This is a genomic window from Priestia flexa (assembly GCF_021441905.1).
Taxonomy (GTDB): domain Bacteria; phylum Bacillota; class Bacilli; order Bacillales; family Bacillaceae_H; genus Priestia; species Priestia flexa.
Map to the genome: position 1 here is coordinate 3,874,992 of NZ_CP090431.1, position 25,009 is coordinate 3,900,000.

43 protein-coding genes and 1 rRNA gene (1 of these 44 running past the window's edge) are annotated in these 25,009 nt (G+C 39.0%); 42 read left to right on the forward strand and 2 right to left on the reverse strand.

What is annotated here, in order from left to right:
* Nucleotides 1-3: 3 nt before the first annotated feature.
* The 39 genes from rpsJ (at nt 4) to LZP85_RS20115 (ending at nt 21,744) form a co-directional block, all read left to right on the forward strand.
* Nucleotides 4-312, forward strand: a complete 309-nt coding sequence (gene rpsJ, locus LZP85_RS19925) for a 30S ribosomal protein S10 (protein ID WP_061784777.1) — start codon at nt 4-6, stop codon at nt 310-312.
* 41 nt (nt 313-353) lie between these two features.
* Nucleotides 354-983: a 50S ribosomal protein L3 gene (rplC, locus tag LZP85_RS19930; protein ID WP_025909725.1), complete on the forward strand. Its 630-nt coding sequence runs from the start codon at nt 354-356 to the stop codon at nt 981-983.
* A 28-nt stretch (nt 984-1,011) separates the two neighbouring features.
* The gene (rplD, locus tag LZP85_RS19935; protein ID WP_025909726.1) at nt 1,012-1,635 is read left to right on the forward strand and encodes a 50S ribosomal protein L4; all 624 of its coding nucleotides are present in this window, start codon (nt 1,012-1,014) and stop codon (nt 1,633-1,635) included.
* Nucleotides 1,635-1,922 (forward strand): 50S ribosomal protein L23, encoded by a 288-nt coding sequence (rplW, locus tag LZP85_RS19940; protein ID WP_025909727.1) that lies wholly within the window; start codon nt 1,635-1,637, stop codon nt 1,920-1,922. The genes rplD and rplW overlap by 1 nt, the downstream gene beginning before the upstream one ends.
* 27 nt (nt 1,923-1,949) lie before the next feature.
* Entirely contained in the window at nt 1,950-2,780 is an 831-nt protein-coding gene (gene rplB / locus LZP85_RS19945; RefSeq protein ID WP_025909728.1) for a 50S ribosomal protein L2, read from the forward strand.
* A gap of 57 nt (nt 2,781-2,837) precedes the next feature.
* The gene (rpsS, locus tag LZP85_RS19950) at nt 2,838-3,116 is read left to right on the forward strand and encodes a 30S ribosomal protein S19 (RefSeq protein WP_025909729.1); all 279 of its coding nucleotides are present in this window, start codon (nt 2,838-2,840) and stop codon (nt 3,114-3,116) included.
* A gap of 19 nt (nt 3,117-3,135) precedes the next feature.
* Complete coding sequence (gene rplV, locus LZP85_RS19955) at nt 3,136-3,477, forward strand: 50S ribosomal protein L22 (protein ID WP_025909730.1); 342 nt, start codon at nt 3,136-3,138, stop codon at nt 3,475-3,477.
* 3 nt (nt 3,478-3,480) lie between these two features.
* Entirely contained in the window at nt 3,481-4,137 is a 657-nt protein-coding gene (gene rpsC, locus LZP85_RS19960; protein ID WP_025909731.1) for a 30S ribosomal protein S3, read from the forward strand.
* Between the two features lie 2 nt (nt 4,138-4,139).
* Nucleotides 4,140-4,574, forward strand: coding sequence for a 50S ribosomal protein L16 (gene rplP / locus LZP85_RS19965; protein WP_025909732.1), 435 nt, complete (start codon nt 4,140-4,142; stop codon nt 4,572-4,574).
* On the forward strand, nt 4,564-4,764 hold the full coding sequence (gene rpmC / locus LZP85_RS19970; protein WP_025909733.1) for a 50S ribosomal protein L29: 201 nt from the start codon (nt 4,564-4,566) through the stop codon (nt 4,762-4,764). The genes rplP and rpmC overlap by 11 nt, the downstream gene beginning before the upstream one ends.
* A gap of 24 nt (nt 4,765-4,788) precedes the next feature.
* On the forward strand, nt 4,789-5,052 hold the full coding sequence (gene rpsQ / locus LZP85_RS19975) for a 30S ribosomal protein S17 (RefSeq protein WP_025909734.1): 264 nt from the start codon (nt 4,789-4,791) through the stop codon (nt 5,050-5,052).
* Between the two features lie 52 nt (nt 5,053-5,104).
* Nucleotides 5,105-5,473: a 50S ribosomal protein L14 gene (gene rplN, locus LZP85_RS19980; protein ID WP_025909735.1), complete on the forward strand. Its 369-nt coding sequence runs from the start codon at nt 5,105-5,107 to the stop codon at nt 5,471-5,473.
* A 51-nt stretch (nt 5,474-5,524) separates the two neighbouring features.
* Nucleotides 5,525-5,836, forward strand: coding sequence for a 50S ribosomal protein L24 (rplX, locus tag LZP85_RS19985; protein WP_025909736.1), 312 nt, complete (start codon nt 5,525-5,527; stop codon nt 5,834-5,836).
* Nucleotides 5,837-5,867: 31 nt separating this feature from the next.
* The gene (rplE, locus tag LZP85_RS19990; RefSeq protein WP_025909737.1) at nt 5,868-6,407 is read left to right on the forward strand and encodes a 50S ribosomal protein L5; all 540 of its coding nucleotides are present in this window, start codon (nt 5,868-5,870) and stop codon (nt 6,405-6,407) included.
* 33 nt (nt 6,408-6,440) lie between these two features.
* The gene (locus LZP85_RS19995; protein ID WP_025909738.1) at nt 6,441-6,626 is read left to right on the forward strand and encodes a type Z 30S ribosomal protein S14; all 186 of its coding nucleotides are present in this window, start codon (nt 6,441-6,443) and stop codon (nt 6,624-6,626) included.
* A gap of 30 nt (nt 6,627-6,656) precedes the next feature.
* Nucleotides 6,657-7,055, forward strand: coding sequence for a 30S ribosomal protein S8 (rpsH, locus tag LZP85_RS20000; protein WP_025909739.1), 399 nt, complete (start codon nt 6,657-6,659; stop codon nt 7,053-7,055).
* A gap of 31 nt (nt 7,056-7,086) precedes the next feature.
* Complete coding sequence (rplF, locus tag LZP85_RS20005) at nt 7,087-7,626, forward strand: 50S ribosomal protein L6 (RefSeq protein WP_234561905.1); 540 nt, start codon at nt 7,087-7,089, stop codon at nt 7,624-7,626.
* Nucleotides 7,627-7,658: 32 nt separating this feature from the next.
* Complete coding sequence (gene rplR / locus LZP85_RS20010) at nt 7,659-8,021, forward strand: 50S ribosomal protein L18 (RefSeq protein ID WP_025909741.1); 363 nt, start codon at nt 7,659-7,661, stop codon at nt 8,019-8,021.
* Nucleotides 8,022-8,041: 20 nt separating this feature from the next.
* A complete protein-coding gene (gene rpsE / locus LZP85_RS20015) occupies nt 8,042-8,542 on the forward strand; it encodes a 30S ribosomal protein S5 (protein WP_025909742.1) in 501 nt (166 codons plus the stop codon).
* A 13-nt stretch (nt 8,543-8,555) separates the two neighbouring features.
* On the forward strand, nt 8,556-8,738 hold the full coding sequence (gene rpmD, locus LZP85_RS20020; RefSeq protein WP_025909743.1) for a 50S ribosomal protein L30: 183 nt from the start codon (nt 8,556-8,558) through the stop codon (nt 8,736-8,738).
* 33 nt (nt 8,739-8,771) lie between these two features.
* Nucleotides 8,772-9,212 carry a 50S ribosomal protein L15 gene (rplO, locus tag LZP85_RS20025; protein WP_025909744.1) on the forward strand — a complete coding sequence of 147 codons (441 nt, stop codon included), beginning with the start codon at nt 8,772-8,774 and terminating at the stop codon, nt 9,210-9,212.
* Nucleotides 9,213-9,214: 2 nt separating this feature from the next.
* Nucleotides 9,215-10,507: a preprotein translocase subunit SecY gene (secY, locus tag LZP85_RS20030; RefSeq protein ID WP_025909745.1), complete on the forward strand. Its 1,293-nt coding sequence runs from the start codon at nt 9,215-9,217 to the stop codon at nt 10,505-10,507.
* A gap of 64 nt (nt 10,508-10,571) precedes the next feature.
* Nucleotides 10,572-11,246, forward strand: coding sequence for an adenylate kinase (locus LZP85_RS20035; protein WP_234561907.1), 675 nt, complete (start codon nt 10,572-10,574; stop codon nt 11,244-11,246).
* Entirely contained in the window at nt 11,221-11,967 is a 747-nt protein-coding gene (gene map / locus LZP85_RS20040; RefSeq protein WP_025909747.1) for a type I methionyl aminopeptidase, read from the forward strand. The genes LZP85_RS20035 and map overlap by 26 nt, the downstream gene beginning before the upstream one ends.
* A 240-nt stretch (nt 11,968-12,207) precedes the next feature.
* Nucleotides 12,208-12,426 (forward strand): translation initiation factor IF-1, encoded by a 219-nt coding sequence (infA, locus tag LZP85_RS20045; RefSeq protein ID WP_025909748.1) that lies wholly within the window; start codon nt 12,208-12,210, stop codon nt 12,424-12,426.
* Nucleotides 12,427-12,463: 37 nt separating this feature from the next.
* Nucleotides 12,464-12,577, forward strand: a complete 114-nt coding sequence (gene rpmJ, locus LZP85_RS20050; RefSeq protein WP_003156543.1) for a 50S ribosomal protein L36 — start codon at nt 12,464-12,466, stop codon at nt 12,575-12,577.
* A 23-nt stretch (nt 12,578-12,600) separates the two neighbouring features.
* Nucleotides 12,601-12,966: a 30S ribosomal protein S13 gene (rpsM, locus tag LZP85_RS20055; protein WP_025909749.1), complete on the forward strand. Its 366-nt coding sequence runs from the start codon at nt 12,601-12,603 to the stop codon at nt 12,964-12,966.
* 23 nt (nt 12,967-12,989) lie between these two features.
* A complete protein-coding gene (gene rpsK / locus LZP85_RS20060; RefSeq protein WP_025909750.1) occupies nt 12,990-13,379 on the forward strand; it encodes a 30S ribosomal protein S11 in 390 nt (129 codons plus the stop codon).
* A gap of 179 nt (nt 13,380-13,558) precedes the next feature.
* Nucleotides 13,559-14,503: a DNA-directed RNA polymerase subunit alpha gene (locus tag LZP85_RS20065; protein ID WP_013054952.1), complete on the forward strand. Its 945-nt coding sequence runs from the start codon at nt 13,559-13,561 to the stop codon at nt 14,501-14,503.
* A gap of 46 nt (nt 14,504-14,549) precedes the next feature.
* Entirely contained in the window at nt 14,550-14,912 is a 363-nt protein-coding gene (gene rplQ, locus LZP85_RS20070) for a 50S ribosomal protein L17 (protein WP_094913066.1), read from the forward strand.
* Nucleotides 14,913-15,028: 116 nt separating this feature from the next.
* Entirely contained in the window at nt 15,029-15,868 is an 840-nt protein-coding gene (locus tag LZP85_RS20075; protein ID WP_025909752.1) for an energy-coupling factor ABC transporter ATP-binding protein, read from the forward strand.
* A complete protein-coding gene (locus LZP85_RS20080; RefSeq protein ID WP_025909753.1) occupies nt 15,844-16,713 on the forward strand; it encodes an energy-coupling factor ABC transporter ATP-binding protein in 870 nt (289 codons plus the stop codon). Before LZP85_RS20075 ends, LZP85_RS20080 begins: the two co-directional genes overlap by 25 nt.
* On the forward strand, nt 16,710-17,507 hold the full coding sequence (locus LZP85_RS20085) for an energy-coupling factor transporter transmembrane component T family protein (protein ID WP_206833787.1): 798 nt from the start codon (nt 16,710-16,712) through the stop codon (nt 17,505-17,507). Before LZP85_RS20080 ends, LZP85_RS20085 begins: the two co-directional genes overlap by 4 nt.
* 18 nt (nt 17,508-17,525) lie before the next feature.
* Complete coding sequence (gene truA / locus LZP85_RS20090; RefSeq protein ID WP_025909755.1) at nt 17,526-18,266, forward strand: tRNA pseudouridine(38-40) synthase TruA; 741 nt, start codon at nt 17,526-17,528, stop codon at nt 18,264-18,266.
* Nucleotides 18,267-18,419: 153 nt separating this feature from the next.
* Nucleotides 18,420-18,857: a 50S ribosomal protein L13 gene (gene rplM, locus LZP85_RS20095; RefSeq protein WP_025909756.1), complete on the forward strand. Its 438-nt coding sequence runs from the start codon at nt 18,420-18,422 to the stop codon at nt 18,855-18,857.
* 20 nt (nt 18,858-18,877) lie between these two features.
* Complete coding sequence (gene rpsI, locus LZP85_RS20100; protein ID WP_025909757.1) at nt 18,878-19,270, forward strand: 30S ribosomal protein S9; 393 nt, start codon at nt 18,878-18,880, stop codon at nt 19,268-19,270.
* A gap of 122 nt (nt 19,271-19,392) precedes the next feature.
* Nucleotides 19,393-19,824 carry a DUF2521 family protein gene (locus tag LZP85_RS20105; RefSeq protein WP_025909758.1) on the forward strand — a complete coding sequence of 144 codons (432 nt, stop codon included), beginning with the start codon at nt 19,393-19,395 and terminating at the stop codon, nt 19,822-19,824.
* A gap of 55 nt (nt 19,825-19,879) precedes the next feature.
* The gene (cwlD, locus tag LZP85_RS20110) at nt 19,880-20,602 is read left to right on the forward strand and encodes an N-acetylmuramoyl-L-alanine amidase CwlD (protein ID WP_224840371.1); all 723 of its coding nucleotides are present in this window, start codon (nt 19,880-19,882) and stop codon (nt 20,600-20,602) included.
* Nucleotides 20,603-20,679: 77 nt separating this feature from the next.
* Nucleotides 20,680-21,744, forward strand: coding sequence for an Mrp/NBP35 family ATP-binding protein (locus LZP85_RS20115; RefSeq protein ID WP_206783130.1), 1,065 nt, complete (start codon nt 20,680-20,682; stop codon nt 21,742-21,744).
* Nucleotides 21,745-21,781: 37 nt separating this feature from the next.
* Here LZP85_RS20115 and gerD read toward each other — a convergent pair whose 3' ends face one another.
* A complete protein-coding gene (gene gerD, locus LZP85_RS20120; RefSeq protein WP_119542745.1) occupies nt 21,782-22,417 on the reverse strand; it encodes a spore germination lipoprotein GerD in 636 nt (211 codons plus the stop codon).
* Nucleotides 22,418-22,562: 145 nt separating this feature from the next.
* Here gerD and LZP85_RS20125 point away from each other — a divergent pair, with 145 nt between their 5' ends.
* Nucleotides 22,563-23,186, forward strand: coding sequence for a KinB-signaling pathway activation protein (locus LZP85_RS20125; RefSeq protein WP_025909762.1), 624 nt, complete (start codon nt 22,563-22,565; stop codon nt 23,184-23,186).
* Between the two features lie 17 nt (nt 23,187-23,203).
* On the opposite strand, the gene pdaB is transcribed toward LZP85_RS20125, so the two are convergent.
* Nucleotides 23,204-23,968, reverse strand: a complete 765-nt coding sequence (pdaB, locus tag LZP85_RS20130) for a polysaccharide deacetylase family sporulation protein PdaB (RefSeq protein WP_119542743.1) — start codon at nt 23,966-23,968, stop codon at nt 23,204-23,206.
* Between the two features lie 143 nt (nt 23,969-24,111).
* Between pdaB and LZP85_RS20135 the strand changes: the two genes are divergently transcribed.
* Nucleotides 24,112-24,285, forward strand: coding sequence for a hypothetical protein (locus LZP85_RS20135; protein WP_182840810.1), 174 nt, complete (start codon nt 24,112-24,114; stop codon nt 24,283-24,285).
* A 247-nt stretch (nt 24,286-24,532) separates the two neighbouring features.
* Nucleotides 24,533-25,009: ribosomal RNA gene (locus tag LZP85_RS20140) — 16S ribosomal RNA — on the forward strand (it continues 1,076 nt past the right edge of the window).

Below are 25,009 nucleotides of genomic sequence, written 5' to 3' on the forward strand. Positions count from 1 at the left end.
ATAATGGCAAAAGAAAAAATTCGCATTCGTTTAAAAGCATACGATCACAGAATTCTTGATCAATCAGCTGAGAAAATCGTAGAAACTGCTAAACGCTCTGGCGCTACAGTATCTGGTCCGATTCCGTTGCCAACTGAGAAATCAGTTTATACAATTCTACGTGCTGTGCACAAATATAAAGATTCTCGTGAGCAATTCGAAATGCGCACGCATAAACGCTTAATTGATATCGTGAATCCAACACCACAAACTGTTGATTCATTAATGCGTTTAGATTTACCATCTGGTGTAGATATCGAAATTAAACTTTAATTTAAAATAAAGAATGAAGACATACTTAGGAGGTGTGACTAATGGCCAAAGGAATCTTAGGAAGAAAGATCGGTATGACTCAAGTATTCGCTGAAAACGGTGATTTAATCCCTGTAACAGTAATTGAAGCTACTCCAAACGTAGTTCTTCAAGTTAAAAACGCTGAGACAGACAGTTACGAAGCAATCCAATTAGGTTTTGAAGATATTCGTGAGAAATTATCTAACAAACCTGCTAAAGGACACGCTTCTAAAGCTAATACTGCTCCTAAGCGCTTCATCCGTGAGTTACGCGGAGTGAACGCTTCAGAATATGAAGTTGGTCAAGAAGTCAAGGTTGATATTTTCGCAGAAGGCGATGTAATCGATGTAACAGGAGTTTCAAAAGGTAAAGGTTTCCAAGGTGCTATTAAACGCCACGGACAATCTCGTGGACCAATGTCTCACGGTTCTCGTTACCACCGTCGCCCAGGTTCAATGGGTCCTGTTGCTCCAAACCGCGTATTCAAAGGTAAATTATTACCAGGACGCATGGGTGGAGAGCGCATTACAGTTCAAAACTTATCAATCGTAAAAGTTGACGTAGAACGCAACCTTTTATTAGTAAAAGGTAACGTGCCAGGAGCTAGAAAGTCTCTAGTAACTGTGAAATCTGCGGTTAAATCTAAATAATAATTCTTCGAGAAAGGAGGAATAACCAATGCCAAAAGTAGCATTGTTTAACCAAGACGGTAAAAACGTTGGTGAAATCGAATTACAAGATGCCGTATTCGGTATCGAACCTAATAACAAAGTACTTTTTGATGCAATCATCATGCAACGTGCAGCGATGCGTCAAGGTACTTCTAAAGTAAAAAATCGTTCTGAAGTACGTGGTGGTGGTCGTAAGCCATGGCGTCAAAAAGGTACTGGTCGTGCACGTCAAGGATCTATCCGTTCTCCACAATGGCGTGGTGGTGGCGTAGTATTTGGTCCAGTTCCAAGAAGCTATAGCTACAAATTACCTAAAAAAGTTCGTCGTTTAGCTATTAAGTCTGCTTTATCTACAAAAGTTCAAGATAACAGCATTGTTGTACTTGAAGCTTTATCTTTTGATGCTCCAAAAACAAAAGAGATGGTAGCAGTTCTTAAAAACCTAACAGTAGAGCGCAAAGCATTAGTAGTAACTGCTGATCTTAACGAAAATGTTGCACTTTCAGCACGTAACATTCCTGGTGTAACAGTTGTTACAGCTAACGGATTAAGCGTATTAGACGTTGTTAATCACGATAAGCTTGTAATCACTAAAGACGCAGTTGAAAAAGTAGAGGAGGTGCTTGCATAATGAAAGATCCTCGTGATATTATTAAGCGCCCCGTAATTACAGAACGTTCAACAGACTTAATGACTGAGAAGAAATACACTTTTGAAGTTGATGTAAAAGCTAATAAAACTGAAGTTAAAGATGCGATCGAAAGAATCTTTGACGTAAAAGTTGAAAAAGTAAATGTCATGAACTACAAAGGTAAATTCAAACGTGTAGGTCGTTATAGCGGTCTTACAAACCGTCGTCGTAAAGCGGTAGTAACGCTAACTCAAGAAAGCAACGAAATCGAATTCTTCGAAGCTTAAGATTAATAGAGAAGGAGGGAAATTGAGATGGCGATTAAAAAGTACAAACCAACCTCAAATGGTCGTCGTGGTATGTCGGTTTCAGATTTCGCTGAAATCACTACTGACAAACCAGAAAAATCGTTACTTGCACCTGTTACACGCAAAGGTGGTCGTAACAACCAAGGTAAAATCACTGTTCGTCACCAAGGTGGTGGGCACAAACGTCAATACCGTATCATCGACTTTAAACGTGATAAAGATGGAATACCTGGACGCGTTGCTACAGTCGAGTATGATCCAAACCGTTCAGCAAACATCGCATTAATCAATTATGCTGATGGTGAAAAACGTTACATTCTTGCTCCTAAAAACCTTAAAGTAGGTATGGAAGTTATGTCAGGTACTGAAGCTGACATTAAAGTAGGTAACGCTCTTCCACTAGCAAACATTCCTGTTGGTACAGTAGTACACAACATCGAATTAAAACCAGGTAAAGGTGGACAATTAGTACGTTCAGCAGGTGCTTCTGCACAAGTACTTGGTAAAGAAGGTAAATACGTATTAGTACGTTTAACTTCTGGTGAAGTTCGCATGATCCTAGCTACTTGCCGCGCTACTGTAGGTCAAGTAGGTAATGAACAACACGAACTAATCAACATTGGTAAAGCTGGTCGTTCTCGTTGGTTAGGTATCCGTCCAACTGTTCGTGGTTCTGTAATGAACCCTAATGATCACCCACACGGTGGTGGTGAAGGACGTTCACCTATCGGACGTAAGTCTCCAATGAGTCCATGGGGCAAACCAACACTTGGATTTAAAACTCGTAAGAAGAAAAATAAATCCGATAAATTTATCGTTCGTCGTCGTAAAAAATAACGGGATTGAGCTACGGTTCAAGCGAACCGTAGAACAATCACGAAGGGAGGTTCACTTATGGGTCGCAGCTTAAAAAAAGGACCTTTTGTTGATGGACACTTAATTAATAAAATTGAGAAGTTAAATGAAACAGACAGCAAACAAGTTGTTAAGACTTGGTCTCGTCGTTCAACTATTTTTCCTCAATTCATTGGTCACACTATTGCTGTATATGACGGTCGTAAACATGTACCTGTTTATGTAACTGAAGATATGGTAGGTCATAAACTTGGTGAATTCGCACCAACTCGTACTTATAAAGGTCACGCAAGTGACGATAAGAAAACAAGACGCTAATATGAGAGGAGGCTTTTAAATGCAAGCTAAAGCTGTTGCGAGAACAGTACGTATTGCTCCTCGTAAAGTTCGTTTAGTTGTAGATTTAATTCGAGGTAAGCAAGTGGGTGAAGCATTAGCAGTGCTACTTCACACGCCTAAGGCTGCTTCTCCGGTTGTTGAGAAACTATTAAAATCTGCTATTGCCAATGCAGAACACAATTATGAAATGGACGCTAACAACTTAGTTGTTTCTGAAGTTTTTGTTGACGAAGGTCCAACTTTAAAACGTTTCCGTCCACGTGCTCAAGGTCGTGCAAGCCAAATTAACAAACGCACAAGCCACATTACAATCGTGGTATCAGAAAAGAAGGAGGGATAATTCATGGGTCAAAAGGTAAATCCAGTTGGTCTACGCGTCGGCATCATCCGTGATTGGGAATCAAGATGGTTCGCTGGTAAAGACTATGCTGACTTATTACATGAAGACTTAAAAGTACGTGAATATATCGCTAAACGTCTTAACGATGCAGCTGTTTCTAAAGTAGAAATCGAACGTGCTGCTAACCGTTTAAACGTAACGATCCACACTGCAAAACCTGGTATGGTAATTGGTAAAGGTGGTACTGAAGTTGAAGCACTTCGTAAAGCTCTTAACCAATTAACAGGCAAGCGTGTACACATCAACATTTTAGAAATTAAAAGAGCTGACTTAGATGCTAAGCTTGTTGCTGAAAACATCGCTCGTCAACTTGAAAATCGTGTATCATTCCGTCGTGCGCAAAAGCAATCAATTCAACGCACAATGCGTGCTGGTGCACAAGGTATCAAAACAATGGTATCTGGTCGTCTAGGCGGAGCTGACATTGCTCGCTCTGAATACTATAGTGAAGGTACAGTTCCACTTCATACACTTCGCGCTGATATCGATTATGCTCATGCTGAAGCAGATACAACTTACGGTAAGCTTGGCGTGAAAGTATGGATCTATCGTGGAGAAGTCCTTCCTACTAAAAAGAAATCTGAGGAAGGAGGAAAATAATAATGTTATTGCCAAAACGCGTTAAATATCGTCGCGAACACCGCGGAAAAATGCGAGGACGTGCAAAAGGTGGTACTGAAGTACACTTCGGTGAGTTCGGTTTACAAGCTTTAGAAGCTTCTTGGATTACAAACCGTCAAATCGAATCTGCTCGTATCGCTATGACTCGTTACATGAAACGTGGCGGTAAAGTATGGATTAAAATTTTCCCTTCTAAACCTTATACTGCTAAACCACTAGAAGTGCGCATGGGTTCTGGTAAAGGTGCACCTGAAGGTTGGGTAGCTGTTGTTAAGCCTGGTAAAGTAATGTTTGAAATCTCAGGCGTATCTGAAGAAGTTGCTCGTGAAGCATTACGTTTAGCAGCTCACAAGCTACCAGTAAAGTGTAAGTTTGTAAAACGTGAAGAAATTGGTGGTGAATCTAATGAAAGCTAATGAAATTCGTGACCTTACCACTGCCGAAATTGAACAAAAAGTTAAAGCTTTAAAAGAAGAGTTATTCAACCTTCGTTTCCAATTAGCGACTGGACAATTAGAGAATACTACTCGTATTCGCGAAGTACGCAAAGCGATTGCTCGCATGAAGACTGTAGTTCGTGAAAGAGAGATCGCTGCTAATAAATAATAAGTCTGAGAGGAGGCTTTCAGAATGAGTGAACGCAATCAACGTAAAGTTTACACTGGCCGCGTAGTTTCTGACAAAATGGATAAGACTGTTACTGTTCTTGTAGAAACATACAAAAAGCATTCGCTTTACGGTAAACGTGTAAAGTACTCAAAAAAGTTCAAAGCTCACGATGAGAATAACACAGCTAAAGTGGGCGATATCGTGAAAATCATGGAAACTCGTCCGTTATCAGCTACTAAACGTTTCCGTCTAGTAGAAGTTGTAGAAGAAGCTGTTATTATCTAATAGTGAAAGACAGATCGGATAAGAATGATTCATCCGAAGGGAGGTTTCGTACATGATTCAACAAGAATCTCGTTTAAAAGTTGCAGACAACTCTGGTGCGCGTGAAGTACTTACTATCAAAGTATTAGGTGGTTCTGGTCGTAAGACAGCTAATATTGGTGATGTTATCGTTTGTACGGTGAAACAAGCAACACCAGGAGGCGTTGTTAAAAAAGGTGACGTTGTTAGAGCAGTAGTAGTACGTACAAAACGCGGTGTTCGTCGTAACGACGGTTCATATATCCGTTTTGACGAAAATGCTTGCGTAATCATCCGTGACGATAAGAGTCCACGTGGTACTCGTATCTTTGGACCAGTTGCTCGTGAATTACGTGACAACAACTTCATGAAGATCGTATCTTTAGCTCCAGAAGTTATCTAATTATATATTAATGAATAAAAACAAAATGCCTTTTAAGGAGGTGCGAATAGGATGCATGTAAAAAAGGGCGACAAAGTAGTGGTTATCTCTGGTAAAGATAAAGGCAAACAAGGCGAAGTACTTGCTGCTTTTCCAAAGAAAAACCGTGTACTTGTAGAAGGCGTAAACGTAGTGAAAAAACACTCTAAACCTTCTCAAGTAAATCCACAAGGTGGAATCGTTAGCCAAGAGGCACCTATCCACGTATCTAACGTAATGCCATTAGATCCGAAATCTGGTGAGCCAACACGTGTTGGTTACAAAGTAATCGACGGCAAAAAGGTACGTGTAGCAAAAAAATCTGGTGAAACTTTAGATAAATAATTATTGAAATGTGAAGGGAGGTATAGTTCACATGAACCGTCTTAAAGAGAAATTTACAAAAGAAATTACACCTGCTCTAGTGAGCAAGTTTAATTATGAATCTGTAATGCAAGTGCCAAAGATCGAAAAGATCGTTATTAACATGGGTATCGGTGAGGCTGTTTCTAACTCAAAAGCTTTAGATAACGCTGTTGAAGAATTAGCTGACATCACTGGTCAAAAACCTATCGTAACTCGTGCTAAGAAATCTATTGCAGGTTTCCGTCTACGTGAAGGTATGCCAATCGGTGCTAAAGTAACTTTACGCGGCGAGCGCATGTATGAGTTCTTCGATAAATTAGTTTCAGTTTCACTTCCACGTGTACGTGATTTCCGTGGAGTATCTAAAAAAGCATTTGATGGTCGTGGAAACTACACATTAGGTGTTAAAGAGCAATTGATCTTCCCAGAGATCGATTATGATAAAGTGAGCAAAGTTCGTGGTATGGATATCGTTATTGTTACAACAGCAAACACTGATGAAGAAGCTCGTGAGCTTTTAACTCAGTTCGGTATGCCATTCCAGAAGTAATAACTGCCAACGTTAAGCAGAGGAGGCGAAAATGTGGCTAAAAAATCAATGATTGCGAAGCAAAAACGCCAGCAGAAGTTCAAAGTACAAGAGTACACACGTTGCGAACGTTGTGGACGTCCACACTCAGTACTACGTAAATTCAAGCTTTGCCGTATTTGTTTCCGTGAGCTTGCTTATAAAGGTCAAATTCCTGGTGTTAAAAAAGCTAGTTGGTAAAACCCAAGTTTGGGAAGGAGGTAAATTAATATGGTAATGACTGATCCTATTGCAGATTTACTAACTCGTATCCGCAATGCGAACATGGTTCGTCATGAAAAAATCGAAGTTCCTGCTTCTAACATTAAGAAGCAAATTGCAGAAATCCTTAAGCGTGAGGGTTTTGTGCGTGATGTAGAATACATCGAAGATAACAAACAAGGTATCATCCGTATCTTCTTAAAATACGGTGCAAACAATGAGCGTGTAATTACAGGCTTAAAACGTATCAGTAAACCTGGTCTACGTGTTTATGCAAAAACAAACGAAGTACCTCGTGTACTTAACGGTTTAGGAATTGCAATCGTTTCTACTTCTCAAGGTGTTTTAACTGACAAAGAAGCTCGTCAAAAACAAACAGGTGGAGAAGTATTAGCATACGTTTGGTAATAAGTTTTTAAAGTGAATGGAGGTGTAAGTTATGTCACGTGTTGGTAAAAAGCCTTTAGAACTTCCTGCAAGTGTTACAGTTACAAACGAAAACAACACTGTAACTGTAAAAGGGCCAAAGGGTGAATTGACTCGTACATTCCACCCTGAGATTGAAATCAAAGTTGAAGATAACGTATTAGTTGTAACTCGTCCTAGCGACAACAAGGAGCACCGTGCTCTTCACGGAACTACTCGTAGCCTAATAGGTAACATGGTTGAAGGTGTTACAAATGGTTTCGAACGTGGTTTAGAATTAGTCGGTGTTGGTTACCGTGCGCAAAAATCTGGTAGCAAATTAGTATTGAGTGTTGGATACTCTCATCCAGTTGAGATCACTCCAGAGCAAGGTATCGAAGTTGAGGTTCCTTCTCAAACTAAAATTGTTATTAAAGGTATCGATAAAGAGCGTGTAGGTGCATTAGCTGCAAATATCCGTGACGTTCGCCCACCAGAGCCTTACAAAGGTAAAGGTATTCGTTATGAAGGTGAATATGTTCGTCGTAAAGAAGGTAAAACTGCTAAGAAGTAATGCCAGTTAGGTAAAAGAAAGGAGTGACCGAAATGATCACGAAGCAAGATAAGAACAAAGTTCGTAAGAAAAGACATGCTCGTGTTCGTGCTAAATTGTCTGGTACTGCAACTCGTCCACGTTTAAACGTGTACCGTTCTAACCAACATATTTATGCACAAGTCATTGACGATTTAAATTCAGTAACAATCGCTAGTGCGTCTACTTTAGATAAAGATCTTTCTTTAGAAAGTACTAGTAACGTTGAAGCTGCTACAAAAGTTGGCGAATTAGTTGCTAAACGCGCAGTAGAAAATGGCGTGAAAGAAGTGGTATTCGATCGTGGCGGTTATTTATATCATGGTCGCGTAAAAGCTTTAGCTGACGCTGCTCGTGAAGCTGGATTACAATTCTAATTGTAAAAGGAGGGAAAATCATGCGTCGTATTGATCCAAATAAATTAGAGCTTGAAGAACGTGTTGTTACCGTTAACCGCGTAGCTAAAGTTGTTAAAGGTGGACGTCGTTTCCGCTTTGCTGCTTTAGTAGTAGTTGGTGACAAAAACGGTCATGTTGGATTTGGTACTGGTAAAGCACAAGAGGTACCAGATGCAATCCGTAAAGCAATTGAAGATGCGAAGAAAAACTTAATCACTGTACCTATGGTTGGTACTACAATTCCACACGAAATCCTTGGACAATTTGGTGCAGGTCAAATTTTCTTGAAACCTGCTTCTGAAGGTACGGGAGTTATCGCTGGTGGTCCAGTTCGTGCGGTATTAGAATTAGCTGGCGTAAGTGATATTCTATCTAAATCTTTAGGTTCAAATACTCCAATTAACATGGTACGTGCAACTCTTAACGGTTTAGCTAACCTAAAACGTGCAGAAGAAGTTGCAAAACTACGTGGTAAGTCTGTAGAAGAACTGTTAGGATAAGGAGGGACACAGAATGGCAAACAAATTAGCAATTACCCTCACTCGTAGCGTAATTGGTCGTCCAGAAGATCAACGTGTAACTGTTCGTACACTTGGCTTACGTAAAGTAAACCAAACTGTCGTTCAAGACGATAATCCTGCAATTCGCGGTATGATTAACAAAGTAGCTCACCTTGTTACAGTAAAAGAGCAATAATTATAAATTGTCACTCTAAGGAGGTGCTCCGGAATGAAACTTCATGAATTACAACCAGCTGCAGGTTCACGTAAAGTGCGTAACCGTGTAGGTCGTGGTACTGGTTCAGGTAACGGAAAGACTTCAGGTAAAGGTCACAAAGGGCAAAACGCTCGTTCTGGCGGTGGCGTAAGACCTGGATTCGAAGGTGGTCAAACGCCTTTATTTCGTCGTCTTCCAAAACGTGGCTTCACTAACATCAATCGCAAAGAGTATGCGATCGTTAACCTTGAAGCTTTAAATCGTTTTGAAGATGGAACTGAAGTAACACCAGAACTATTAATTGAAACTGGTTTAGTAAGCAAAGAGAAGGCTGGTATTAAAGTGCTTGGTAACGGTACATTATCTACTAAGCTAACTGTTAAAGCTGCTAAGTTCTCCTCATCTGCTAAAGAAGCTATTGAAGCTGCTGGCGGAACTGCAGAGGTGATCTAATAATGTTTCAAACAATCTCCAATTTAATGCGCGTACGTGAAATTAGACAAAAAATCTTTTTCACATTGTTAATGTTAGTTATTTTCCGAATTGGTACTTTTATTCCTGTACCTAGTGTTAATACGGATGTACTGAAGTTGCAAGACGAGTTAAATGTATTTGGAGTTCTAAATACATTTGGCGGTGGGGCTCTTCAAAACTTCTCTATACTTGCAATGGGCATTATGCCTTATATTACAGCATCCATCATCGTTCAATTATTGCAGATGGATGTTGTACCTAAGTTTACAGAATGGTCAAAGCAAGGAGAGGTTGGGCGTCGTAAACTTGCCCAAGTAACTCGTTACGGAACAATTGTGCTTGGATTTATCCAGGCATTAGGTATGTCTATAGGATTTAACAATATGTCGGGTGGGCAATTAATTGCTAATCCCGGAGTCGCTACTTATCTTTTAATTGCTGTCGTACTAACGGCAGGAACAGCGTTCTTAATGTGGTTAGGCGAACAGATTACAGCGAAAGGCGTCGGTAATGGTATTTCCATCATTATCTTTGCTGGTATCGCTGCTGGGATCCCTACAACACTCAACCAGATCTACGCTCAGCAATTCGAAGATGTTGGGGATCAGTTATTTATTCGTATTGTGACAGTTGTTTTAATTGCACTTGCTGTATTAGCTATTGTAGTTGGTGTTATTTATTTCCAACAAGCTTTACGAAAAATACCTATTCAATATGCAAAGGGTTCAGCCGGTCGTAATCCTACGGGTGGTCAGTCCACACATTTACCGTTAAAAGTAAATGCTGCTGGGGTTATTCCTGTTATCTTTGCAGTTTCATTCATTATTACTCCACCAACGATTGCATCATTCTTCGGTCCGAATGATGTGACAGATTGGATTCAAAAGACGTTTGACTATACTCAGCCAATTGGTATGATAGTATATGTTGCGTTAATCATTGCTTTCTCATATTTCTACACATTTGTTCAGGTTAACCCAGAGCAAGTAGCAGAAAACTTGAAGAAGCAAGGTGGATACATTCCAGGTATTCGCCCTGGTAAAAGCACACAAGAATATTTAACAAAAGTGTTGTACCGCTTAACATTAATCGGTTCAATTTTCCTTGCGTTAATTGCTGTACTACCAGTGATTTTTATCCAGGTTGCAAATTTACCTCAGTCTGCACAGATTGGTGGTACTAGTTTGTTAATCGTTGTCGGTGTAGCTCTTGAGACAATGAAACAGCTTGAGAGTCAATTAGTGAAACGACATTATAAAGGGTTTATTAAATAAAGGGTTTAGTGGGAAGCAGCTTGCTTTCCCATTAAACAGATAGATACTGAGGGGGAAGCAAAAAATGAATTTAGTGTTAATGGGCCTTCCTGGTGCTGGGAAAGGTACTCAAGCAGAACAGATCGTTGAGCATTACGATATCCCTCATATCTCAACAGGAGATATGTTCCGAGCTGCAATTAAAGAAGGAACGCCTCTAGGCTTAAAAGCTAAATCATTTATGGATCAAGGTAATCTTGTACCAGATGAAGTAACAATCGGTATTGTTCGTGAACGTTTAAACAAACAAGATTGTGAAAATGGCTTTTTACTTGATGGATTCCCAAGAACAGTAGCACAGGCAGACGCTCTTGAAACAATCTTAGAAGAATTAAACAAAAAGATTGATTATGTTATTAATATTGATGTAGATGAAAGTATCCTTATGGAACGCCTTACAGGGCGTCGCATTTGTAAAGACTGTGGAGCTACTTACCACCTTGTATTCAACCCTCCTGCTAAAGAAGGCGTTTGTGACAAGTGTGAGGGAGAGCTGTACCAGCGTGCAGATGATAATGAGGAAACTGTTTCAACTAGACTCTCAGTTAACGTTGAACAATCAAAACCATTACTTCATTTCTATGAAGAAAAAGGTTATTTACGCAATATTAATGGTAATCAAGACATTAACGTTGTATTTGACGACATCCGTAATTTACTCGGGGAGTCAAGCAATGATCATTTGCAAGACGCCGCGTGAAATTGCAATCATGCGTGAAGCAGGGAAAATTGTAGCTTTAACTCATCAAGAGTTAAAAAAACATATTCAACCTGGTATTACGACGGAAGAATTGGATGCAATTGCTGAAAAATTTATTCGTCAACATGATGCAATTCCGTCTTTTAAAGGGTATAATGGTTTTCGCGGTAGTATTTGTGCTTCTGTAAACGAAGAATTAGTTCATGGTATTCCAGGAAACAGAAAGCTGCAAGAAGGAGATATCATCAGCATTGATATTGGTGCTAAATACAATGGCTATCACGGTGATTCTGCTTGGACGTACGGAGTTGGAAAGATTTCAGAAGAAAATCAACGGCTTCTAGATGTCACAGAGCAATCTCTTTATAAAGGCTTAGAGCAAGCTAAGCCCGGCGATCGATTATCGAATATTTCACATGCTATTCAAACGTATGCAGAATCTCAAAACTTTTCAATTGTAAGAGAATATGTTGGTCATGGTGTTGGCCAAGATTTACATGAGGATCCGCAGATTCCACATTATGGTCCACCAAATAAAGGACCGCGTCTACGTCCAGGCATGGTGTTGGCAGTAGAGCCAATGGTGAACGCTGGAACTCGATATGTCAAAACATTATCTGATAACTGGACTGTTGTAACAGTCGACGGAAAGATGTGTGCGCATTTCGAACATACAATTGCAATCACTGAGACGGGATATGAAATTCTAACAACGCTGTAGTTGGTAGTTAAGGTTATCTCTATCCATTCCTCGCTAGATGCACTGGACAGTTAAACAGTAATTATCTAAATTCACGATGCTCGTTTTTCGTCTGAATTGCTGTTAAAATGGTAAAGATGTATATTACAAACGTGATCCATCTTGAATTTAATGATTACGATCTCCGGATGTTCAGAACAGGTTCTTTTTAAGTCAATTAATGATAGCTTGTTACTGTTGCAAAGAAAGGAGAGCACTTTAATGGCAAAAGACGATGTAATTGAAGTAGAAGGTACAGTCCTAGAGACTTTACCTAATGCAATGTTCAAGGTAGAATTAGAAAATGGTCATACAGTACTTGCTCATGTATCTGGTAAGATTCGTATGCACTTCATTCGCATTTTACCTGGTGACAAAGTAACTGTAGAATTATCACCATACGATTTAACTCGCGGTAGAATTACGTACCGTTTCAAATAAAACCTATGCACTCCGTACTATCAAGGAGGTATGAAACATGAAAGTCAGACCATCGGTAAAGCCGATCTGCGAAAAATGTAAAGTAATCCGCAGAAAAGGGAAAGTAATGGTAATTTGTGAAAACCCTAAGCATAAACAAAAACAAGGTTAATCATAAGGAGGTGCACTGTTCACATGGCACGTATTGCTGGTGTTGATATTCCTCGTGACAAACGCGTAGTCGTTTCTTTAACATACATTTTCGGTATTGGTCGTCCAACTGCTGAAAAAGTTCTAGCTGAAGCTGGAGTTTCTGAAGATACTCGCGTTCGTGACTTAACAGAAGAAGAATTAGGTAAAATTCGTGATATTTTAGATAGCTATAAAGTAGAAGGCGATCTTCGTCGTGAAGTTTCTTTAAACATCAAACGTTTAATTGAGATTGGTTCATACCGTGGTATCCGCCACCGTCGTAGTTTACCAGTTCGTGGTCAAAACAGTAAAAACAATGCTCGTACACGTAAAGGCCCACGCCGTACTGTAGCGAACAAGAAGAAATAATTAGTAAGGGAGGTCATTAACAGATGGCACGTAAAACTAATACACGTAAACGTCGCGTGAAAAAGAATATTGAATCTGGTGTTGCTCACATTCGTTCTACGTTCAACAACACTATCGTAACTATTACAGATGTTCACGGTAATGCGATCGCTTGGTCTAGTGCAGGTGCACTTGGCTTCAGAGGTTCTCGTAAATCTACTCCATTTGCTGCTCAAATGGCTGCTGAAACAGCTGCTAAAGTATCAATGGACAATGGTATGAAAACTTTAGAAGTAACAGTAAAAGGACCTGGTGCAGGTCGTGAAGCTGCTATCCGTGCTCTTCAAGCTGCAGGTTTAGAAGTAACAGCTATTAAAGATGTTACTCCTGTTCCTCATAACGGATGCCGTCCGCCAAAACGTCGTCGTGTATAATTAATATGTATAGATTCTGTACAATTGTCGATAATGATGATGGTATAGAATTTATTCATGCAACGAAATGTTTTTTCATTTGTTGTGCACATTCGGGAACTGTCTAATAGGGAATTTCGGTTAGGCCTTGAGAAGACTCAGTCTAGCCGAGGTTTCGACGTTTTGAAGGAGGGTTTATTATGATAGAGATTGAAAAGCCAAAAATCGAAACGGTAGAAATCAGCGATGATAGAAAGTACGGTAAATTCGTCGTCGAACCACTTGAGCGTGGATATGGTACTACTTTGGGTAACTCCTTACGTCGTATCCTATTATCCTCACTCCCTGGTGCAGCTGTAACATCTATTCAAATTGAAGGTGTATTACATGAATTCTCAACAGTCCCTGGGGTTGTTGAAGATGTAACAAACATCATTTTAAACGTTAAGAAATTGGCGTTAAAGATTTACTCTGATGAAGAGAAAACTCTTGAGATTGATGTTAAAGGTCCTGGTACTGTCACGGCTGCTGATATTCAAGCAGATAGTGATATTGAAGTTCTAAATCCAGATCTTCATATTGCTACACTTGAATCAGATGCTCATTTCCGTATGAGACTAACTGCTCGCACTGGTCGAGGTTATAATCCTGCCGATGCAAACAAGCGTGAAGACCAACCAATTGGAGTTCTTCCAATTGATTCTATTTATACTCCTGTTACGCGTGTTTCGTATTATGTAGAAAATACTCGTGTGGGGCAAATGACGAATTATGATAAGTTAACACTTGATGTATGGACTGATGGAAGCATCGAGCCAGAAAAAGCAGTAGCTTTAGGTGCAAAGATCTTAACTGAGCACTTAAACATCTTTGTTAACTTAACTGATGAAGCCCAAAAAGCAGAGATTATGGTAGAAAAAGAAGAAGATCAGAAAGAAAAAGTTCTTGAGATGACTATCGAGGAACTAGATTTATCTGTTCGATCTTATAACTGCTTAAAACGTGCAGGCATTAACACTGTACAAGAGCTTGCTAACAAAACAGAAGAAGATATGATGAAAGTTCGTAACTTAGGCCGCAAATCTTTAGAAGAAGTGAAAGCTAAACTTGAAGAGCTAGGCTTAGGCTTACGTAAAGACGATTGATATCTTACTAATCTGTTTAACTACTTAACAAAGGAGGGGACCTCACATGTCTTACCGTAAATTAGGTCGTACAAGCGCACAACGTAAGGCGCTTCTTCGTGATTTAACAACTGATTTAATCATCAACGAGCGTATCGAAACTACTGAAGCTCGCGCTAAAGAGTTACGTTCAACTGTTGAAAAAATGATTACTTTAGGTAAACGTGGAGATTTACATGCTCGTCGTCAAGCTGCAGCTTACATCCGTAATGAAGTAGCTAACGAAGAAGCTAACCAAAGCGCATTACAAAAACTATTCAGCGATATCGCTACTCGATATGAAGATCGCCAAGGCGGTTACACTCGTATCTTAAAAGTTGGACCACGCCGTGGTGACGGTGCTCCAGTCGTTATCATTGAATTAGTTTAATAATTTATACATGTGGAAAAGGGCGAGACAGTTTGAAACTAGTCGTTGCCCTTTTTTTATACCATTAACTCTTCAACCTTTTTATATGAAGAGTAAAGATTAGAGGGATCGTTACGTTGAAAGAGACATCACTTGAAGTAAAGAATTTATGTTTTCGCTATGAGTCAAATGATGATCTAACACTCGATCAAATTAGTTTCTCTGCTTATAAAGGTGAATGGTTGGCAATTGCGGGGCATAATGGCTCGGGTAAATCAACGCTGGCAAAAATTTTAAATGGTTTGATTCTTCCGGAATCTGGATGTGTTAAAGTGATGGATACGTTTCTTGATGCTGATACTATCTGGGAAATTCGTAAACAGATTGGAATGGTGTTTCAAAACCCTGATAACCAATTTGTAGGCTCTACTGTACAAGACGATATTGCATTTGGCTTAGAGAATAACGGTATTCCATACGAGGTAATGGCTCAGCGTATTCCTGAAGCTCTTCAGCTCGTCAATATGAGCGATTATGTTAATCAAGAGCCACATTCCTTATCTGGAGGCCAAAAGCAGCGTGTGGCTATTGCAGGTATTATAGCAGTCCAGCCAGATATTATTGTTTTAGATGAAGCTACTTCAATGTTAGATCCGATAGGTAGAACCGAAGTACTTGAAACTGTTCGAAAATTAAAAGAAGAAAAAAAACTCACGGTTATTTCCATTACTCATGATTTAGATGAGGTAGCTATGGCTGATCGTGTAATTGTTTTAAACAAAGGAAAAGTTTTTGCGAGTGGAGAACCTAGGGAAATTTTTGCTTTAGGCTCTGAGTTAACGAGAATTGGCTTGGACTTACCATTTTCAGTGAAGCTAAGTGAAAAGATTGCATCTTTAGGCATTCCGCTATCAAAAATTCATTTAACGGATGAGGACTTGGTGAACGAACTATGGACATTATATTCAAAGACGTAGAGCATCGTTATCAACTAAATACTCCTTTTGAACGCATGGCGCTCCATGATTTAAACCTCACTATTAAATCTGGGACGTTTCTAGCAGTAATCGGGCATACGGGTTCTGGTAAATCAACGGTTATTCAGCATCTAAATGCTCTCTTAAAGCCTACGTCTGGCTCCATTACAATCGGAGCTCGTACCATAGAATCTAACCGTAAGGAAAAGCAATTAAAGCCGATTCGTCAAAAGGTAGGAGTCGTTTTTCAGTTTCCAGAGCATCAGCTGTTTGAAGAAACAATTGAGAAGGATATATGCTTTGGGCCAATGAATTACGGAGCAAGCTTGGAAGATTCACAGAAAAAAGCAAGAGAGCTAATTGAATTAGTAGGCCTATCACAAGATATGTTGCAGCGTTCTCCATTTGATTTGAGTGGAGGGCAAATGAGAAGGGTAGCTATTGCTGGAATTTTAGCAATGGAACCTGAAGTTCTTGTTTTAGATGAACCAACAGCAGGTTTAGATCCAAGAGGTCGAAAAGAGATTATGGATATGCTTTATACGCTTCATAAAGAAAAGGGCCTTACAACAATTCTGGTTACTCATAGCATGGAAGATGCTGCAATGTATGCAGATGAAGTCTTGGTTATGAATAAAGGAACTATTGCTATTAAAGGTACGCCTAAAGAAGTATTCAGTCAATATGAGAAATTAAATGAATACGGACTACAGGTTCCCGAGACGCTTCGTTTCTCCTTAAAGCTACAAGAAAAATTCAAGCGTAGAGATAATCAGGTTCCCCTCACTTTTCAAGAGGTTATTCAGCAGGTACAAGGATTAATGTTAAAGGGTGAGAAGCCATGATGAATTCCATGATTATAGGGAAGTATGTCCCGGGGGAGTCAGTTGTTCATAGAATGGACCCTCGAGCTAAGCTTTTACTCGTATTTGCTTATATCCTAATCGTTTTCCTCGCTAATAATGCAGGTGGTTATGTGTTACTAGGAGCCTATACAGCCCTGTTGGTCTTTATGAGCAAGGTTCCATTTTCATTTATCCTACGAGGCTTAAAGCCGGTTATATGGATTATTATTATTACGTTTATCTTGCATATCATTATGACTAAAGAAGGACCTGTCTTGCTTGAATTAGGCTTCTTATCTGTCCATCAAGGTGGAGTTATTCAAGGTTTATTAATATCTCTGCGCTTTTTATTTTTAATCTTAATTACCACTTTGCTGACGTTAACAACAACGCCAATTCAAGTAACAGATGGTATTGAGAGTTTACTAGGCCCTTTAAAGAAGCTAAAATTCCCTGTTCATGAACTAGCATTAATGATGTCTATATCATTACGCTTTATTCCTACTTTAATGGATGAAACAGATAAAATTATTAAGGCTCAAACAGCTCGTGGTGTCGACTTTAGTAGCGGACCTATTATGGATCGACTAAAAGCAGTAGTTCCGTTGCTTGTCCCACTTTTTATTGGCTCGTTTAAGCGAGCTGAAGAGCTAGCCATTGCAATGGAGGCTAGAGGATATAGAGGGGGAGAAGGGCGTACAAAGTATCGACAGCTAACCTGGAGAGCAGCTGATACCATTATGCTGATTACGCTCGTTTGTTTAGCCGTGGGTCTATTATTTATTCGAAATTAAACTGGTTTGGTGAAAAAAATGAAACGCTTAAAATGTATCGTGGCGTATGATGGTTCTCTTTTTGCTGGGTATCAGGTACAGCCGGAGAAAAGAACAGTTCAAAGTGAAATAGAGAAGGTTTTAACACAGATGCATAAAAGGAAAATAACCATTTATGCATCTGGTCGAACGGATGCACAGGTTCATGCTGAAGGTCAAGTTATTCACTTTGATACAGACCTAAATATTCCACTCAATAAGTGGAAAAAAGCATTGAATTCAATGCTCCCAGATGATATTGTAATTAAGTATGTAAGTGAAGTCGATTCTGAGTTTCACGCTCGTTTCAATGTGAAGGCGAAAGAGTATCGTTATTATATTGATAGGCAGGAAAATCGCAATCCTTTCACTCGTTATTATGCATACCACTATCCTTATAAGCTTGATTACATGAAGATGAAAGAAGCAAGTCATTATCTCATCGGCACTCATGATTTTACGAGTTTTTGTTCTGCAAAAACAGAAGTGGAAGATAAGGTGCGGACAATCTATAATATAGATTTGGTCGAAGAGGGTAACCAACTTGTACTTACGTTTAAGGGAAATGGCTTCTTATACAATATGGTACGTATTCTTGTTGGTACATTGTTAGATGTAGGACAAGGTAAAATAGATCCTGTTGATATAAAAGCAGTATTAGAGAGCAAATCACGGCCTTTAGCGGGGAAAACAGCTCCGGCGGAAGGGCTCTATTTGTGGCAAGTTTTCTATGACAACTAAACCTGGTGTAACATTTTCTTGACATTAGTAGTGTAAACATATAATATATCATATGGTATGTATTTTAACCCCACGGTTAGCCCCGGAAATTAATCGTGTTGAAATATAAGGTTGAAATAATTTTATTATTGATGAAAATTAGGAGGGAAACTCATGCGTACAACTTTCATGGCGAAAGCAAACGAAGTAGAGCGTAAATGGTATGTTGTTGATGCTGAAGGTAAAACTTTAGGTCGTCTTGCTAGTGAAGTAGCATCTATCTTACGCGGTAAACATAAACCAACTTTTACACCACACGTTGATACTGGTGATAACGTTATCCTTATCAATGCTGAGAAAATCGAATTAACAGGTAAGAAATTAACTGACAAGATTTACTACCGTCACAGCATGCACCCAGGTGGTTTAAAGCAACGTACAGCATTAGAAATGCGTACTAACTACTCTGAAAAAATGCTTGAATTAGCAATCAAAGGCATGCTTCCAAAAGGTAGCTTAGGTCGTCAAATGTTCAAAAAACTTCATGTATATGCTGGTAACACACATCCACATGAAGCTCAAAAACCAGAAGTTTACGAACTTCGCGGATAATTAATAAGGAGGTTATTATCTTGGCACAGGTACAATATTATGGAACTGGTCGTCGTAAAAGCTCTGTTGCTCGTGTACGTTTAGTACCAGGTAACGGTCGCGTTGTAATTAACGGTCGTGAAATCGAAGAGTACATCCCATTCGCTGCACTACGTGAAGTAGTAAAGCAACCACTTGCTTTAACTGAAACTGTAGGTAACTATGACGTATTTGTAAACGTTGATGGTGGAGGTTACGCAGGTCAAGCTGGTGCTATCCGTCACGGTATTTCTCGTGCTTTATTAGAAGCTGATCCAGAATACCGCGTAACATTAAAACGCGCTGGCCTATTAACTCGTGACGCTCGTATGAAAGAACGTAAAAAATACGGTCTTAAAGGCGCTCGTCGTGCACCTCAGTTCTCAAAACGTTAATTTCTATTATCGTTTCAACCCTTGGTCTCAAAGACCGAGGGTTTTTTTATATTGTCTTAGCTTTTAATGAATGAGATTACAGGTTGTGTAGACAATATGAGAAAAAGGAGTCTTGCATATTTATGTATGAAGCGAACACGTTTAAAGAGAAGCGATACGAAAAAGAAATGAAGTATGAGCGCAAAATCTTACGAGATTTGTCCATTGAGGAACTACACAGAAAAGCTGATAAAACATTCCGACCTATTTTTCAGTGGCATGTGATGAGCGAATACCACGTTGAAGAGTACTGTATGGATATTGCTATTGAATCGTTTTTGCTAGGAGCAAGAACAAGTAAGTTTTTCACTTGGGGAGAAACAGCAGAACAATCAAAGCTGCGCAGTGTAAATGAAGAGAAGCTGTTAGCAGACACGCTATTTGAAGTACTATGTTCCGCTTCAAATGAAGTTTCTAAGGACAGCCTTTATTATCTGTGCCAGTCTTATGTAGAAGAGTGGTGGAATGAAGGATACGAAACGGGTATTCGTAGACATCGTCTTCGCCTTAGTTAAAAAATAATCATAAATTGCCCCCTTGTCCCATATAGAAGTAAATAGGTATGTGGGAATGGGAGGGGATTTTTTGTCTAAAGTAAAAATTATAAGCGGGCTATTAGCGTTTGTTGTTATTGCATTTATCATTCAATATCAATTTGGTACCAAGATATCGTCAGGCTCTTTCTCTTTGCCTCTAAGTGGGAAAATCATTGTAATTGACCCTGGTCATGGAGGTCCTGACGGTGGAGCTGTTGGTGGAAAAGAAACGTTGGAAAAAGATATTACGTTAAAAATGTCACTTGAACTCAGAGATTACCTTCAAGAACAAGGTGCTTTAGTGATATTGACGCGAGAAACAGACAAGGATTTAGCTGAAAAAGAAACAAAAGGATATAGCAGGCGTAAGGTTGAAGATTTAAAAAAGCGACTTGATATCATTAATGAATCAAATGCAGATTTGTATTTAACCATACATCTTAATGCTATTCCATCTCCAGCTTGGAGAGGTGCTCAAACGTTTTACCATGGTTCTTTAAAAGAGAATGAACAAGTAGCGAAGTTAATTCAAAATGAACTAAAAGCAAACCTAGAGAACACAACAAGAGAAGCTAAAGTCATGCAAACTCTCTACTTATTAAAGCATGCAGATCCACCGGGTGCCTTAGTTGAAGTCGGGTTTTTATCCAATCCTTCTGAACGTGAGCTGTTAGAAACTGAAAAGTATCAGCAAAAGGTATCAGAATCTATCTATGAAGGAGTAAGTCGCTATTTTGCAGGTGAAAAAGCAAAATAGGGTAACATGTAACCTTGTATGTATTAGAGTATGGTATACTAAAAGTGGAAAATGACTTTTAACATGGTGGTGGGAATATGCTTACGGAACAACAGGTAAAAGATGCAGTAGGGGAAATTGTAGATCCATTTTTAAACAGATCATTAAACGAAACAGATGCAATTAAAGAAATTTCAATCAAAGAAGAGAAAAAGCATATTAGTGTAAAAGTTGCTGTAGCTAAAACAGGTACGAGCGAACAACTTTCATTACAATCAACTATCGTTGAAAAACTAAAAGAAATTGGTGCTGCAACAGTAGGAATTCGCTTTATTGAATTTACTCCTGAAGAATTAGCACCATTTCGCGCTGAGCAAAAGAACGATGGTAACTTACTTACGAGTCTTAACCCTCCGCAATTTATCGCAGTTGCGAGTGGTAAGGGTGGCGTAGGGAAATCAACGGTTTCTGTAAATTTAGCGATATCTCTAGCACGTTTAGGAAAAAAAGTAGGTTTAATTGACGCTGATATTTACGGATTTAGCGTTCCGGATATGATGGGGATTACACAGCGTCCTACGGTACAAGGAGAACGTATTATTCCTGTAGAAAGATTAGGGGTTAAAGTAATCTCAATGGGATTCTTTGTTGAGGATAATTCACCAGTTATCTGGCGTGGTCCCATGCTTGGTAAAATGCTGACAAGCTTCTTTACAGAAGTTGAATGGGGAGAATTAGATTATTTATTATTAGATTTACCTCCAGGGACAGGTGACATTGCGTTAGATGTTCATTCAATGCTTCCATCTTGTAAAGAGGTTATTATTACGACTCCACATCCAACTGCAGCATTCGTTGCAGCAAGAGCCGGCGCAATGGCATTGAAGACGGATCATGAAGTAATTGGAGTGGTTGAAAACATGTCCTTTTTTGAGAGTAAGTTGACTGGTGAGAAGGAATATGTATTTGGAAAAGGTGGCGGTCAAAAATTAGCTGAAGAACTTCAAACCAAGCTATTAGGCCAGCTTCCTTTAAGTCAACCAGATTGGAATGAAGAAGACTTTGCTCCATCTGTGTATGACAAGTCTCATCGTTTAGGGAAAGTGTATAAAGAAATCGCTCAAAAAGTCGCGGATATTTGCGAACAAAACGTCTATAATTAAAAAAACCCAAAGATACTTTTTGTATCTTTGGGTTTTTTTAACCTTGTTCTTGTTCTTCAGCGTCAGCGGATGCTTCTTCAGAAGAGCCTTCGTCACTATTTTCACCTTTTTGACCTTGTTGTTCAGAGTTTTCTGCAGCAGCTTTTAATAAGATATCCTGAATTTTTGATTGGTAAAGAGGACTTTCGAATGTTTCATTCATTACTTTCTGTAAATGAGTGCGGTATTCTTTACTCTTAAGTACGGTTAACAGTTCTTTTTCCATTGCTGGGTCTTTTAAAATGTCCTGTAGCATGGCTTGGTAATCAGGATCCTTCATAAGCTGCTTTAATACTCGTTCATGCTCTGCTTCCATACTTTTAGCAAAACTCTCAGCGAATTTTGGATCTTTCATGGCTTTTTTCCAAAATTCAATGCCAGTATCTGAAGTCAACGTTTCAGAAATTGTTTCTTTAACCATTGCTTGATCCATCACGAGGTCCTCTCGAAGTGTAGGATCATCCATAATAGCTTCAATGGCTTTCTTTCCTTCATCAGTCTTTAAAATATCAACAACCATTTTCTTTGTTTGATCGTAATCCATCCCGTTACTTTCCTCGTCTTGAGGGGCACAGGCAGTTAATGAAAACATGCATATCCCTACATAAGAGAGGAGCAAGAGTAGCTTTTTCATGGATGATGGGCTCCTTTCAACATACGCTTACGCTTAATATGAGATAATGAGCATTTTTTATTCATTGCTCACCTCTAGATTTTTTAAAAAACGATTGGTACAATTTATGAAAGGGATTACTTAACGGTTTTATGGGGGGATGAGCGTGAATAGTCGCAATTGGGTTCGACTTTTTTTATCAACCTTAATAGTAGGTGGGCTTAGCACATCTATCGTTGGTTTTGCGGTGAGATGGAATGAGTACAAAGAGTTATTTGCTGGTGGAGAAGTAGCAGAGATCTTATCAATTTTAACGTGGCTAATCGGTGTAGGCTTTATCTTTAGCCTTATTAGTCAGATGGGTTTTTTTGCATATTTAACGATTCATCGATTTGGGATTGGGATTTTTCGTTCATTATCCTTATGGTCAAGCGTACAATTGGTGTTAATTATTTTTGTACTATTTGATTTAGTTTATTTTCGCTATCGCTTTTTTGCTGAAGAGGGAGAATCTATGCTGAGCTACCTTTTAATTAGTATTTTTGTTTTGGTGTACGGCTTAGTGGTAGCATACCTAAAGGCTAAAAGCACGAAAAAAGAGGCCTTTGTGCCGGCTCTATTCTTTATTGTTGTAATTACGACAGTGGAATGGTTTCCTGCACTTCGTACCAATGAAGAAAGCTGGCTGTATTTAATGCTATTTCCTTTGTTAATTTGTAATACATATCAGCTTTTGATCTTACCTAAATTAACAGCAAACACAAAAGTAGTGAAAACAACCAGCGGCTAATAGCCCCCGGTTGTTTTTTATTTAACATCTTGAATATTACTTTTTGTATTAGAAATAAGAGTAGAGACTGTCACGTTTGATATTTTTTTAGACTGTAAAGAGTGCTGAATATAAGGAAGTGCTTCTGCAGTTTGCTGAGCTGAATCGGACGCATGCAGTAATACAATGTCTCCACCATGTAATGGTTTAGTTGTATTTGATACAATTTCTTTAACACCTGGATTTGTCCAATCTTTTGAGTCAATGCTCCAGTGAATAATTGTATACCCCATCTTATTTGCAAGTTTTAGAATATCTTTATTGAAATGTCCGTTAGGTGGACGTAAAAGTTTTACTTCCTTAATACCTAAAGAGGTAAAAACTTTCTGTGATTTCGCTAAGTCTTGCCTAATTTCGTTTGGCTCCATAGAAGTATAGGAGTTATAATCATATCCCATGGTTCCAATTTCATGGCCTTCCTTTTTAATTCTTTCAACAACATCTGGATGACGTTCTGCCCAGGAAGCAGATAAAAAGAACGTGGCTTGATTGATCTTTTGTTTTTTAAGTTCATCCAAAATAGGAACAGCACGTTCGTCTCCCCAGCTGATATTAAAAGTTAAGGCTACCTCTAAATCTTTTTCTTCAGCCTTATAAACAGCCCGTGGTCCATCGTCCGTTGAGAAAACGGGATAGTCAAACATATGTTGAGCATAAAGGAAGAAGCTTGTAAACAAAGCTGATAAAACAATAATCATGGTTTGTTTTAAGCGCTTAGCTTTTATTGTATAAAATCCATTCACGTTTTCACCTCATTTAATTAAGTAGTACTTGTCTAATTTCTATGCAAAGTGTGAAAGATAAATAACAAATAATCATCGGTTCTTATAAAAGATGATATAAAGTTGCCAGCGATGGTTAGAATAAACAAGAAAAGGTGCTATACGTGAGAAGGTTATCTTTGAATGAACAAGAAATAGTAGAGCTGCAAACTATTTTATTAAAAGAATTAAAAGATTTATCTATACAGACTCATACATATGAATCTAACCCGTTTATTGCTCGTGTTATTAAAGAAAGACAGGTATTACTAACACGATTATTAATGCGTACAAGTTAACTAATCATTAGCTGTAAACAAAGTTGATAAAAAAATTCGAAAAAGTATTGACCTTTTTATTTATATCTGTTAAATTATTAGATGTCGCAAGTGAGCGATAACAAAAAGTAAAAAAAGTGTTGACAAGTTACTTTCAACTTGTTAATATAAAAAAGTCGCTTCTAAGCGATGTTGAACTTTGAAAACTGAACAAAGCGACAAACGTCAACGTTAATTTTTTTAAACTTTTATGAGCAAGTCAAACATTTCTTCGGAGAGTTTGATCCTGGCTCAGGATGAACGCTGGCGGCGTGCCTAATACATGCAAGTCGAGCGAACATCATAGAAGCTTGCTTCTATGATGTTAGCGGCGGACGGGTGAGTAACACGTGGGCAACCTGCCTGTAAGACTGGGATAACTCCGGGAAACCGGAGCTAATACCGGATAACATTTTCTCTTGCATAAGAGAAAATTGAAAGATGGTTTCGGCTATCACTTACAGATGGGCCCGCGGTGCATTAGCTAGTTGGTGAGGTAACGGCTCACCAAGGCAACGATGCATAGCCGACCTGAGAGGGTGATCGGCCACACTGGGACTGAGACACGGCCCAGACTCCTACGGGAGGCAGCAGTAGGGAATCTTCCGCAATGGACGAAAGTCTGACGGAGCAACGCCGCGTGAGTGATGAAGGCTTTCGGGTCGTAAAACTCTGTTGTTAGGGAAGAACAAGTACAAGAGTAACT